The 12,514-nt window shown below is 69.1% G+C and carries 8 protein-coding genes; all 8 read left to right on the top strand.

Annotated elements, in window-relative coordinates; all coding sequences use genetic code 11:
• The first annotated feature begins 98 nt into the window (after positions 1-98).
• The 8 genes from CLV67_RS47485 to CLV67_RS47450 all read left to right on the top strand — a co-directional run bounded on the left by CLV67_RS47485 (position 99) and on the right by CLV67_RS47450 (position 12,264).
• On the top strand, positions 99-3,005 hold the full coding sequence (locus CLV67_RS47485; RefSeq protein ID WP_106330578.1) for a glycoside hydrolase family 3 protein: 2,907 nt from the start codon (positions 99-101) through the stop codon (positions 3,003-3,005).
• Positions 3,006-3,245: 240 nt separating this feature from the next.
• Positions 3,246-4,247: a LacI family DNA-binding transcriptional regulator gene (locus tag CLV67_RS47480; RefSeq protein ID WP_106330577.1), complete on the top strand. Its 1,002-nt coding sequence runs from the start codon at positions 3,246-3,248 to the stop codon at positions 4,245-4,247.
• Between the two features lie 104 nt (positions 4,248-4,351).
• Positions 4,352-5,662, top strand: coding sequence for an extracellular solute-binding protein (locus CLV67_RS47475; protein ID WP_106330576.1), 1,311 nt, complete (start codon positions 4,352-4,354; stop codon positions 5,660-5,662).
• A 57-nt stretch (positions 5,663-5,719) separates the two neighbouring features.
• Positions 5,720-6,616, top strand: coding sequence for a carbohydrate ABC transporter permease (locus CLV67_RS47470; protein ID WP_106330575.1), 897 nt, complete (start codon positions 5,720-5,722; stop codon positions 6,614-6,616).
• Positions 6,613-7,497: a carbohydrate ABC transporter permease gene (locus CLV67_RS47465; protein ID WP_106330574.1), complete on the top strand. Its 885-nt coding sequence runs from the start codon at positions 6,613-6,615 to the stop codon at positions 7,495-7,497. Before CLV67_RS47470 ends, CLV67_RS47465 begins: the two co-directional genes overlap by 4 nt.
• 9 nt (positions 7,498-7,506) lie before the next feature.
• Positions 7,507-9,765 carry an alpha-xylosidase gene (gene yicI, locus CLV67_RS47460; protein ID WP_106330573.1) on the top strand — a complete coding sequence of 753 codons (2,259 nt, stop codon included), beginning with the start codon at positions 7,507-7,509 and terminating at the stop codon, positions 9,763-9,765.
• A gap of 514 nt (positions 9,766-10,279) precedes the next feature.
• Entirely contained in the window at positions 10,280-11,353 is a 1,074-nt protein-coding gene (locus CLV67_RS53025) for a DUF2071 domain-containing protein (RefSeq protein WP_106330572.1), read from the top strand.
• Positions 11,350-12,264: a TIGR01777 family oxidoreductase gene (locus CLV67_RS47450; RefSeq protein WP_106330571.1), complete on the top strand. Its 915-nt coding sequence runs from the start codon at positions 11,350-11,352 to the stop codon at positions 12,262-12,264. The genes CLV67_RS53025 and CLV67_RS47450 overlap by 4 nt, the downstream gene beginning before the upstream one ends.
• The last annotated feature ends 250 nt before the right edge of the window (positions 12,265-12,514 follow it).

Below are 12,514 nucleotides of genomic sequence, written 5' to 3'. Positions count from 1 at the left end.
GAAGCGCTTCGACCGATTCTGGTTAATTGCGTCGTCCCTGGTCAATGCCGCCGGACGGTCCTTTAACCATGCGCTTATTAATCGCGAAGGAGATCGCCATGCGTCTCAGACGCGGGCTGACCGCGCTCGCCGCGGCCCTGCTGATCGTGCCGCTCTCTCCCGGCGCGGCGCGCGCCGCCGATCCCTCCTACCCGTTCCGGGACCCGGGCCTGCCGCTGGAAGCGCGTGTCGGCGACCTGGTCGGCCGGCTCACCCTGGACGAGAAGATCTCGCTGCTCCACCAGTACCAGCCGGCCGTACCGCGATTGGGCCTGAAGGTCTTCAAGACCGGCACCGAGGCCCTGCACGGTGTCGCCTGGTCCACCGACCACGACAACGGCGGCGCCAAGATCGACGCAACGGCGACCGTGTTCCCGCAGGCCGTCGGCCTGGCCAGCACCTGGGACCCGGCGCTGATCGAGCGGGTCGGCAGCGCCGTCGGCGATGAGCTGCGCGGCTTGCACGCGCAGAACCCGACCGTCTGGGGCCTCAACGCCTGGGCGCCGGTGGTCAACCTGCTGCGCGACCCGCGCTGGGGCCGCAACGAGGAGGGCTACTCCGAGGACCCGCTGCTGTCCGGCCTGATCGCCACCGCGTACGGCGACGGCCTGCAGGGCGACGACCCGGACCACCTCAAGGTCGCGCCGACGCTCAAGCACTACGCCGCCTACAACAACGAGACCGCCCGCGACCGGACCTCGTCGAACGTGCCGCAGCGCGTGCTCAACGAGTACGACCGCAAGCCGTTCGAGATCGCGTTGCGCAACGACGCCGCGACCGGCGTGATGGCCTCCTACAACCTGATCAACGGACGGCCCGCCACCGTCGACCCGGACCTCGGCACCCTGGTCCGCGACTGGAGCGGCGAACGGCTCTTCAACGTCAGCGACGCCTGGGCGCCGACCAACCTGACCGGCTCGCAGGCCTACTACGCCACCCAGGCCGAGGCGAACGCCGCCACCCTCAAGGCCGGTCTCGACAGCTTCACGGTCAACGACACCGACGCCGTGCCCACGGTCACCGCGATCAAGGAGGCGCTGGCGCGGGGGCTGCTCACCGAGGCCGACATCGACAATTCGGTCGGCAACGCACTGAGCATCCGCTTCCGACTCGGCGAATTCGATCCGGACGGAGGCCCGTACGCCGGAATCTCGCCCTCCGTGATCGACAGCCCGGCGCACCGCGCGCTGGCCCGCGAGACCGCCGCCGAGGCCGCGGTCCTGCTCAAGAACAACGGCATCCTTCCGCTCAGGGCCGGCGGTTCGGTCGCCGTGGTCGGACCCACGGCCGACAAGCTCTACAGCGATTGGTACGGGGGACAGCTGCCCTACGAGGTCAGCGTGCTCGACGGGGTGACCGAGCGGGCGTCGGCCGTCACCACCAGCGCGGGCGCCGACCGGATCGCGCTCAAGGAGGTCGCCACGGGCCGGTACGTGACGGCCGGCTCCGGCAGCGTCGGCGTCACCGGAACCACCGCGACCGAGGCGGCCGCCCAGTTCGACACGACCGACTGGGGCGATGGCGTCTCCACCCTGCGCAGCGTCGCCGACGGCAAGCTGGTCGGCTACGGCTGGGGCCCGTTCATCACTCAGAACGACGACCCGACCGGCTGGTTCGTCCAGGAGCAATTCAAGATCGAGGACCAGGGTGACGGTACGGTCGTGCTGCACTACGCCGGCTACGAGACCCAGGAGTCGTGGTTCCCGGACACCGACTACGTGACCGTGGGCGCCGACGGCAACCTGACGCTCGGTGATCGCGCCTCGGCGGCCAGGTTCACGCGGGAACTGCTCGTCGACGGGGTGGCCCAGGCCGCCGCGAGCGCGAAGAAGGCACAGACCGCCGTGGTCGTCGTCGGTACCGACCCGTTCGTCGCCGGCCGTGAGGTCCACGACCGCACCGGACTCGGCCTCGGCGCGCGCCAGGAAGCGCTGATCAAGGCGGTCAGGGCGGCCAACCCGCGGACCGTCGTGGTGGTGCAGAGCAGTTACCCGCAGACGATCAACTGGGCGCAGGCGAACGTCCCCGGCATCCTGTGGACCACCCACGCCGGAGCCGAGACCGGGCACGCTGTCGCCGACGTGCTGTACGGCGACGTCAACCCGTCCGGCAAGCTCACCCAGACCTGGCCGCGCAGCGAGTCCCAGCTGCCGGACGACCTGCTCCAGTACGACATCATCGACACCAGGCAGACCTACCTGTACAGCGACGACACCCCGCTCTACGCCTTCGGGCACGGGCTGTCGTACACGAGGTTCCGCTACGGCGTCCCGTCGGTCCGCAACGGCCACGTCAGCGTGACCGTGACCAACGCCGGCAACCGGGCCGGTGACGAGGTGGTCCAGCTCTACACCCACCAGCGCACCTCCCGCGACGCTGCGCCGTCCAAGCAGCTGCGCGGCTTCCAGAAGGTCGCGCTGGCGGCCGGGCAGTCCAAGACGGTGACGTTCGCGCTGAAGCCGTCCGACCTCGCGCGCTGGGACCAGACCCGGCAGCGGTGGGTGGTCGAGAACGCGGTCCACGACGTGCTGCTCGGCTCGTCCTCGGCCGACATCCGGCAGCGGGCCACCCTGCGGGTCCGCGGCGAGACGATCCCGGCCCGCGACCTGTCGCGGCCGACCAGGGCGGAGACCTTCGACGCGTACTCCGGTGTCCGTCTGCTCGACGAGAGCAAGGCCGCCGGAACCGTCGTCGGCGCGGCGCGGGCCGGTGACTGGATCGCGTTCAAGGACGCGGCGCTGCGCGGCGGCACCCGTTTCACGGCGAGTGCCTCGGGAGCGGGCACGGTCGAGGTCCGTCTCGGTTCGCCGACCGGCCGCCTGCTCGGCACGGCGACGCTGGCCGGCACCGGTGACGTCTATCGCTACACGACGGTGAACGCACCGCTGGCCCGCTTCTCCGGCCGGCAGACGGTCTACCTGCTGCCCAGCCCCGGCCTGCGCCTGGCCACGTTCAGCATCGGCTGACCCCACACCCGCGTGGTGACTTACGGCTCGGCGGTGGGCGTAGGTCACCACGCAGCGGGGCCCGGCGTTCGCGTGGTGAGTTGCGGCTCGGCGGTGGGCGTAGGTCACCACGCAGCGGGGCCCGGCGTTCGCGTGGTGAGTTGCGGCTTGTGGGTGGGCGTAGGTCACCACGCGCGGGGGTGGGGGCGCTGATCAGTAGGATCGACCGCAGAGCTGGCTGTGGCGACTTGGGGAGGCGCGATGCCGACGATCAATGATGTCGCCAAGGCGGCGGGGGTGTCGCCGAGCACGGTGTCGTACGTGCTCAGTGGCCGCCGCCCGATCTCGGCCGAGACCCGCGCCCGCGTCCAGGCCGCCATCGCCGAGCTCGGGTTTCACCCGCACGCCGGCGCCCGTGCCCTGGCCAGCAGCAAGACCAACGTGATCGCCCTGGTCGCGCCGCTGCGCGTGGACGTCAACGTGCCGGTCATCATGCAGTTCGCGACCGCCGTGGTGACCGCCGCTCGCTCGTACAACCATGATGTCCTGCTCCTGACCAAGGACGAGGGCACCGCGGGCCTGGAGCGGGTCGCGCACAGCACCATGGTCGACGCGTTGATAGTGATGGACCTGGAGCGCGACGACCTTCGCATCCCGGCGCTGCGCAAGCTCAAGCAGCCGTCGGTGCTGATCGGCCTGCCCGCCGACCACTCGGGCATCGCCTGCGTCGACCTGGACTTCGGTGCCGCCGCGCGGGAGGCGCTGGCGCACCTGGCGGGGCACGGCCACCGGCGGATCGGCCTGGTCGGCCCGTCCCCGGCGGTGTACAAGCGGCAGACCACCTACGCCGACCGGTTCCTCACCGGTTTCCTGGAGGCGTCGGCCGAGTTCGATCTGCGGACGGTCACGCACCCGTGCGAGCCGGGCGCCGAGGGGGTGCGGTCCTGCATGGCCGACCTCGACGCCGAACTCGACGGCCTGACCGCCCTGGTGGTGCACAACGAGGAGGCGCTGCGGCCGTTGCTCGACCTGCTGCACGCCACCGGCCGGCGGGTGCCCGAGGACATCTCGATCGTCGCGATCTGCCCGCGGGACGTCGCGACCTCGATGCCGATCAACCTGACCTCGATCGACATCCCGGCGCACGACGTCGGCACCCTGGCCGTGGAGACCGCGATGCGGCTGCTGGACGGCCGGCGCGTGGAGTACACCCGGCTGCTCGCTCCCAGCCTGGTCGAGCGCGACTCCTGCCGCGAAATCTGAACGTCACACCGTTGACATGAAGCGGGCTCGTTTCATAGCGTCTCGACAAGGCCGATCGTCGAAGCGCTTCGACGATCGCGAGGACTTCCCCCGGAGGTACCGCAATGCTCCGATCACGATCCGGTCTCGCGGCCGGTGCTCTTTTGCTGGCAGCAACCCTCGGTCTCACCGCGTGCGGCAGCGACGACGGTGGTGCGACCGAAGGTGCCGACGCCAAGACCCTGACCCTCTGGCACTACGAGGGCCCCAACAGCGCCATGGGCATCGCCTGGAACAAGGCGATCGAGCTGTTCAAGGCCAGCCACCCCGGCGTCGAGGTGAAGTTCGAAGAGAAGGGCTTCGAGCAGATCCAGCAGAACGCCCAGATGATCCTCAACTCGGACAGCGCGCCCGACATCATGGAGTACAACAAGGGAAACGCGACCGCCGGTCTGCTCTCCAAGCAGGGCCTGCTCACCGACATCTCGGACGAGTTCGGCAAGCGCGGCTGGGACTCCAAGCTGAGCGCCAGCCTGCAGACCACCGCGAAGTACGACGAAGACGGAATCATGGGCAGCGGCAAGGTCTTCGGGGTGCCCAACTACGGCGAGTTCGTCACCGTCTACTACAACAAGAAGATGTTCGACCAGTACAAACTGGCCGTTCCCACCACGTTCGACGAGTTCACCAAGGTCATGGACACCTTCGTGCAGAACAAGGTGACCCCGCTGGCCGTCGGCGGCGCGGAATACCCCGCCCAGCAGATCTTCTACGAGCTCGCCCTGTCGAAGGCCGACCGCAAGTTCGTCGACGACTACCAGCTCTACAAGAACAAGGTCGACTTCAAGGGCCCGCAGCTCACCTACGGCGCGCAGACGTTCGCCGAGTGGGTGTCGAAGGGCTACATCAGCAAGGACTCGGCCAGCATCAAGGCCGAGGACATGGGCGGCTCCTTCACCCAGGGCAAGTTCCCGATCCTGATCTCCGGCTCCTGGTGGTACGGCCGGTTCGCCGACGAGATCAAGGACTTCGAGTGGGGCACCTTCCTCTTCCCGGGCAACACCCTGCACCCGGGTTCCAGCGGCAACCTCTGGGTGGTTCCGGAGAAGAGCAAGGCCAAGGCGCTGGCGTACGACTTCATCGACATCACCATGCAGCCTGAGGTGCAGGCACTGCTCGGCAACAGCGGCGGTGTCCCGGTCGCGGCCGACCCGTCGGCGATCACCGACCCGAAGAACAAGGAACTGGTCGAGACCTTCAACAAGATCTCCACCTCGGACGGTCTCGCGTTCTACCCGGACTGGCCGGCGCCCGGTTACTACGACGTGCTCGTGGCCGGTACCCAGGGCCTGATCAACGGCTCGAAGACGCCGGACGCCTTCCTGGACGAGATCGCGAAGCCGTACAACGACAATCTGGCCGACCTCGGCAAATGATCGTGGCGCGGTGCGGGCGGTGACCACCGCCCGCACCGCGTGGGGAAGGGGTCCGGCATGGCCGGTCGTGTACGTAACCGCGGCTACGCGGTGTATCTGATTCCCGGCGTGCTCGCCTCACTCGCGGTGATCGTCGTGCCGCTCGTGATGACGGTGTACGTCAGTTTCACCAAATGGACCGGCGTCGGCGACCCGCGCTGGGTCGGGCTGGAGAACTACACCCGGCTCTTCGGCGACACCCTGTTCTGGCAGTCGTTCGGCAACATCGGCCTGCTCGTCTTCGCGATGGCGGTGATCCCGACCCTGCTGGGGCTGGTGCTGGCCGCCGTGCTGTTCGACTACGTGGCCAAGCGGTTCGGCGACCGGTGGGCCGGGCTGTTCCGCTCCGGCTACTACGTGCCGCAGGTGCTGCCGGTCGCGGTCACCGGCATCGTCTGGAGCTGGATCCTGCATCCCGGGTACGGCGCGCTCAACCAGATCCTCGAGTCGGTCGGGCTCGGGAGTCTCGCGAAGAACTGGCTGGGCGATCCCGACTACGCGCTGTACAGCGTCATGTTCGTGATGGTCTGGTTCCAGCTTGGCTACCCGATCGTGATGTTCATGTCCGGGTTGTCGCGCATCGATCCATCGCTGTACGAGGCCGCCGACCTGGACGGCGCGACCTGGTGGCAGCGGTTCCGCAAGATCACCGTGCACATGATCCGGCCCGAGTTCTACGTCGTGCTGGTCACCACCACGATCGCCGCGCTGAAGATCTTCGGTCAGGTCTTCGTGCTCACCAAGGGCGGGCCGAGCAACTCCACCCTGGTGCCGTCCTACTTCGCGTACAAGAACTTCTTCGAAAAAGCCCAGGTCGGGTACGGGTCAGCGATCTCCACGGTCCTGACGGTGCTGATCGTGATCCTCGCCTTCCTGTTCCTCCGTCTTCAGCACCGCTCGGAGGAGCTGCGATGACTGCCGTTCTTCCGTCCGTGACCAAGGCGCCCGCCCCGGACGCCCCGAAAGCCGCCAGACGCCGTGACCCGGTCCGCTGGATCGTCCTCGGCGGCCTGCTCGTCCTGCTGTTGCTGCTGGTCGGGCCGCTGCTGGTGATCGCCGTCAACGCGTTCAAGAGCCCTGCCGACTACGCCGCCAACGGGCCGCTGTCGGTGCCGGTGAGCCTGTACTGGGACGGCATCGTCAACTTCTGGAACCGTGTCGACTTCGGCCAGAAGCTCTGGAACAGCTTCGTCACCAGCCTGACGGTCGCCGTGCTCGGCGTCGTGCTGTCCATCCTCAACGCGTACGCCCTGGGTATCGGCCGCGTCCGCGGGCGGGTCTGGTTCCTGGTGTTCTTCCTGGTCGCCAACCTGCTGCCGCAGGAGGTGCTGGTCTACCCGCTGTACTACATCTCCAAGGAGGCCGGCCTCTACGACAGCCTGATCGCGATCATCATCATCTTCACGGTCATCCAGAGCGCCTTCGGCACGTACCTGCTCACCTCGGTCTACTCCGAATTCCCCCGGGAACTGCTGGACGCCGCCGCCGTCGACGGCGCCGGCAAATGGCGCACCCTGTGGCGCGTCGTCGTGCCGGTCAGCGGGCCCACCCTCGCGGTGCTGTTCACGTTCTTCTTCATCTGGACGTGGAACGAGTTCTTCCTGCCCCTCATCTTCCTGGTCTCCAACGACAACCAGACCGTTCCGGTCGCTCTCGGCGTCCTGCAGGGCGACCGCATGATGGACGCCACGACGACCAGCGCCTCGGCCCTGATCGGCATCGTCCCCGCGATGCTCTTCTTCCTGATCTTCCAGCGGACCCTCACGCGCGGCATCGCCGCCGGCGCCATCAAGTAAAGGACTTTCATGAAGTTCACCGACGGCTATTGGCGCAAGCGCGAGGGCTTCACCGTGCTGCACCCCGCGCACCTGCAGGACACCCGGCCCGGTCCGGACTCGCTGACCGCGTGGGCGGCGACCCGGCGCATCGAGCACCGCGGTGACACGCTGAACGCGCCGCTCATCACCGTCACGTGCACCGCCCCCGCCCCCGACGTCATCAGGGTCACCATCGAGAACTATCAGGGAGAGCGCTCCAAGTTCCCGAATTTCGCGATATCGGAGTCGTCAGGCGACGTGTCGGTCGACAACACGTCGATCACCTCGGGCGCGCTGACCGCCCGGTTCTCCGACGGCGACCACTGGGCGCTCGACTTCCTCGCCGACGGGCGCCGGCTGACCGGCAGCGGCTGGAAGGGCATCGGCGTCGCGACCGGCCCTGACGGCCAGTACATCCACGAGCAGCTCGACCTCGGCGTCGGCCATGTCGTCTACGGACTGGGGGAGCGGTTCGGGCCACTGGTCAAGAACGGTCAGACCGTCGACATCTGGAACGAGGACGGCGGCACCAGCTCCGAGCAGTCCTACAAGAACGTGCCTTTCTACTTCACCAACGGTGGGTACGGAGTACTCGTCGACCACCCCGGCAAGGTGTCCTTCGAGGTCGCCTCCGAGATGGTCACCCGTACCCAGTTCAGCGTCGCCGGGCAGCGGCTGTCCTACCTGGTCGTCTACGGTCCCACGCCGGCCGACGTCATCCGCAAGTACACCGCGCTGACCGGCCGTCCCGCGCTGCCGCCCGCATGGTCCTTCGGCCTGTGGCTGACGACCAGCTTCACCACGTCGTACGACGAGGAGACGGTCAACAAGTTCGTCGGCGGCATGTCCGACCGCAACCTGCCCCTGTCGGTGTTCCACTTCGACTGCTTCTGGATGCGCGAGTTCAACTGGTGCGACTTCGAATGGGACTCGCGCGTGTTCCCCGACCCGCCGGGCATGCTCAAGCGGCTCGCCGACCGGGGCCTGCGCACCTGCCTGTGGATCAACCCGTACATAGCGCAGCGCTCCCCGCTGTTCGCCGAGGGCGCTGAAAAGGGTTACCTGGTGAAACGTCCCAACGGGGATGTCTTCCAGTGGGACCTGTGGCAGGCCGGCATGGGCCTGGTCGACTTCACCAACCCCGAGGCCCGCCAGTGGTACGCCGGCAAGCTGCGCGGCCTGGCCGAGATGGGTGTCGACGCGTTCAAGTCGGACTTCGGCGAACGGGTGCCGACCGACGTGGTGTGGCACGACGGCTCCGACCCGGAACGTATGCACAACTACTACACGCAGCTCTACAACCAGGTCGTGTTCGACGTGCTGCGCGAGGTCAAGGGCGAGGGCGAGGCCGTGCTGTTCGCCCGCTCGGCGACCGTCGGCGGTCAGCAGTTCCCGGTCCACTGGGGCGGCGACAACTCCAGCACCTTCGAGTCGATGGCGGAGAGCCTGCGTGGCGGACTGTCCCTCATGTCGTCCGGCTTCGGCTTCTGGAGCCACGACATCGGCGGTTTCGAGGGCATGCCCGACCCGGCGGTGTTCAAGCGCTGGGTGGCGTTCGGGCTGTTGTCGTCGCACAGCCGGTTGCACGGCAGTTCGTCGTACCGCGTGCCGTGGCTCTTCGACGAGGAAGCCGTCGACGTGCTCAGGTCCTTCACGCACCTGAAGCACCGGCTCATGCCGTACATCTACGGAGCCGCCGTCGAGGCGCACCGGACCGGCCTGCCCGTGATGCGCCCGATGGCCGTGGCGTTCCCCGCCGACCAGGCCGTCACCCACCTCGACCGGCAGTACATGCTCGGGGAGAACCTGCTGGTGGCACCGGTGTTCTCGGCCGGGGGAGAGGTCTCCTACTACGTTCCGGCCGGCCGGTGGACCCGCTATCTGCCGGCCACCGGCACGGCGGACGTCATCGAGGGCCCCTCCTGGGTGACCGAGACCCACGGCTTCGACACCGCTCCGCTGCTGGTCCGCCCCGGCACGGTCCTGCCGGTGGGCGCCCGCGAGGACCGCCCCGACTACGACTACCGCGACGGCGTCACCCTGCACCTCTTCGAACCGGCCGAGGGCCGTACCGCGGTCGTCGTCCCGGGCCTGAACAGCGCCGACACGGTGTTCACCGTCGCCCGCGAGGGCTCCCGCATCGTGATCGGCCGGATGGGCGACGCGCTGCCCTGGCGCGTCCGCCTCGGCGACACCGTCACCGACCTGCCCGCCGACGAGGACAGCTGCACCCTCACCCTGGGTTAGCAGCCCGGAGCGCCCGGCACCGCCCTCCGGCGGTGCCGGGCGCTTCCGTGTTCTCACAGCGCCTGACGCCTCGGGTTCGGCGAGCTGCCGTTCTCACCGTGTCCGGCGTTCCGGGTTCGGCGAGCAGCCGTTCTCACCGTGTCCGGCGTTCCGGGTTCGGCGAGCTGCCGTTCTCACCGTGTCCGGCGTTCCGGGTTCGGCGAGCTGCCGTTCTCACCGTGTCCGGCGCTGGGGAATCAGCGACCAGCCGCTGCGGTCGGCACAGGCCCGCCGCCCACCGCCGGCACCGGGGCGGCAGGGCGTTGTGGCCGCGGGTGCCGGGGCCGGGCGTTTCTTGCGCTCCTGCTCGTCCCTTGCGCTCCTGCCCGTCGATCTTGATCAGTTCGGCGGCCTGTCTGATCGCACGCTGCTGGTACTCGATTCGGCATCCTGGTTGAGCGACTGCTTAAACTGCTCTAGGCTCAGGTTTGAGCGACCGCTCAATCATGGTGGCCGGCACCGTTGGAGGACTGAGATGAGAACCCCGCGCCTGACGAGTCGGGTCGAGCGTCGCCTCCTGATCAACTACCGCACGGACCCGGAGATCACCGCCCGGCTGGTGCCCGCCCCGATGCGGCCGCAGATCGTCGAGGGGTGGGCGGTGTCCGGGATCTGCCTGATCCGGCTGGGCCGGACGCGGCCGCTGTTCGTGCCAGCGCCGCTCGGGCCGGGCAGTGAGAACGCCGCGCACCGGATCGCGGTCGAGTGGGACACGCCCGACGGCGTCGCCTACGGCGTCTACATCCCGCGTCGCGACACCGGCTCCCGGATCAACGCCGTCGCCGGCGGGCGGGTGTTCCCTGGGCGGCACCATCTCAGCCGGTTCGACGTGCACGAGACTCCTGCGGAACTGCGGATCGATTTCACCGATCCGGCCGACGCGACGAGTGCCGGCGTCCACGTGCGGATCGCCGGCAAAGCGTCCTCACCCGGCGGTCCGGTTCCGTCCGGCGGTCCGGTTTCGCCTGGCGGTGCGGTTTCGCCTGGCGGTGCGGTTTCGTCCGGCGGTGCGGTTTCGTCCGGCAGTCCGATTTCGTCCGGCAGCGCGTCCTCATCCGGCATCGCGTTCTCACCCAGCAGTGCGGGTTCACCCGGCAGCTCCGCCCCAGCGAGGGCGCTTCGTCAGGACGAGGGGGCCTTGTCGGGTGAGGGCGCCTTGTCGAGCGAGGGAGCGTTGCCGGGTGCGGGCGCGGCCGGGCTACCGGGCAGCCGGCTCTTCGGCGACCTCGTTCAGGCATCGGAGTTCTTCCGGCGCGGATCGGCGGGATACTCGGTCACCCCCGATCCGGGCCGCCTGGACGGCGTGGAGTTGTACGCCCCGGCCTGGCAAGCGGTCACACCCGGTATGCCGCAGCCGATCTTGCCGGTCACGGCGGTCGAGCTGGTCTCGGTGCGGTCTACCTTCTTCGACGACCCGGACCGCTTCCCGCCGGGGTCCGCGACGCTCGACTGCGGGTTGCTGATGCGCGACCTGGCAGCGGTGTGGAAGCCTCTCCCGTCGATGGCGGTGCGGGCCGCCGGTGGCCTGTCCACCGTCGCGAGCCGATGAGGGTCGTGATCGCCGGCGGGTCCGGCTCGCTCGGGCAGCGGATCGCCCGTGACCTGATCGGCCGAGGTGTCGACGTGGTCGTCCTGAGCCGATCGGCAACGCCCGTCCGATGGGGTCGCCATGTGCGCTGGGACGGCCGGACCGTCGGATCCTGGGCTGCCGAACTGTCCGGCGCCGCCCTGGTCAATCTCTGCGGTGAGCTGGTGTTCCGTCCGGCGACACCTGCCAACATCGAGCTGCTGACCCGTTCCCGGACCGAACCCACCCGGGCACTGGCGCGCGCCTGCGCGAGCCTGGACGGGCCACCGCGGGTGCTCGTGCAGATGAGCACGCTGGCGATCTACGGCGATGCCGGTGAGTCCGTGCTCGACGAGTCCGCCCCGCCCGCCGACGGGCCGCCGCAGATGGCCGGTGTGGCCCGTGCCTGGGAGGAGGCCTCGGCGGAGATCATCGCGGCGCGCCGGGTCACGCTGCGCACCGGCATCGTCTTCGACCCCGGCACGCCCGCCTTCGACCGGATCGCGGGCTTCGTGCGGTGGGGTCTCGGCGGCCGGATGGGCAGTGGCCGGCAGTGGATCAGCTGGCTGCATGTCGACGACCTGTGCGCGATCGTGCGCCGCTGCCTGGACGATCCCGGCCTGTCCGGCATCGTCCACGCCACCTCGCCCGAACCGGTTCGCAACAGCGACCTCATGGCGGCCTTCCGCCGGACGCTGCACCGCCCCGTCGGGCTGCCGGCCCCCGCGCCCCTGGTCCGGGTCGGCTCGGTGTTCATGCGCGCCGACCCGATGCTGGCTCTGACCGGCCGCCACTGCGTACCGGCCCGCCTCCGCGACGCCGGGTTCGAGTTCACCCATCCGGAACTGGAACCCGCCCTCGCCGACCTGCTCGGTGGCGGCGCTCACCGGTAGACCGTGCCCAGCGGCGGCTGCCGACGGATGTGCAGCCCCGGCAGCGGTGCCAGCGGGGGAGCGATGCCCGGCCATGGCTGCCGAAGATGTGCAGCCCAGGAGTGGTGTCACCGGGTGAGAGCAGTGTCCGGCTGCGGTGGCCGACGGGTCGTACGGGCCCGGCAGCGGCGCCAGCGGGTGAGTGGTCCAGATATTTCGAGCTGTCGTCGGACGAGGCGGGGCCAGGCCGCGGGAGCGGCAGTCGCCGCTT

Origin of the sequence: Actinoplanes italicus (assembly GCF_003001815.1) — a bacterium.
Classification (GTDB): domain Bacteria; phylum Actinomycetota; class Actinomycetes; order Mycobacteriales; family Micromonosporaceae; genus Actinoplanes; species Actinoplanes italicus.
This window is presented reverse-complemented; position numbering and strand designations above follow the sequence as displayed.

Coding starts and splice junctions, on each gene's coding strand:
- CLV67_RS47485 (WP_106330578.1), top strand. CDS start 99: ATGCGTCTCAGACGCGGGCTGACCGCGCTCGCCGCGGCCCTGCTGATC.
- CLV67_RS47480 (WP_106330577.1), top strand. CDS start 3,246: ATGCCGACGATCAATGATGTCGCCAAGGCGGCGGGGGTGTCGCCGAGC.
- CLV67_RS47475 (WP_106330576.1), top strand. CDS start 4,352: ATGCTCCGATCACGATCCGGTCTCGCGGCCGGTGCTCTTTTGCTGGCA.
- CLV67_RS47470 (WP_106330575.1), top strand. CDS start 5,720: ATGGCCGGTCGTGTACGTAACCGCGGCTACGCGGTGTATCTGATTCCC.
- CLV67_RS47465 (WP_106330574.1), top strand. CDS start 6,613: ATGACTGCCGTTCTTCCGTCCGTGACCAAGGCGCCCGCCCCGGACGCC.
- yicI (WP_106330573.1), top strand. CDS start 7,507: ATGAAGTTCACCGACGGCTATTGGCGCAAGCGCGAGGGCTTCACCGTG.
- CLV67_RS53025 (WP_106330572.1), top strand. CDS start 10,280: ATGAGAACCCCGCGCCTGACGAGTCGGGTCGAGCGTCGCCTCCTGATC.
- CLV67_RS47450 (WP_106330571.1), top strand. CDS start 11,350: ATGAGGGTCGTGATCGCCGGCGGGTCCGGCTCGCTCGGGCAGCGGATC.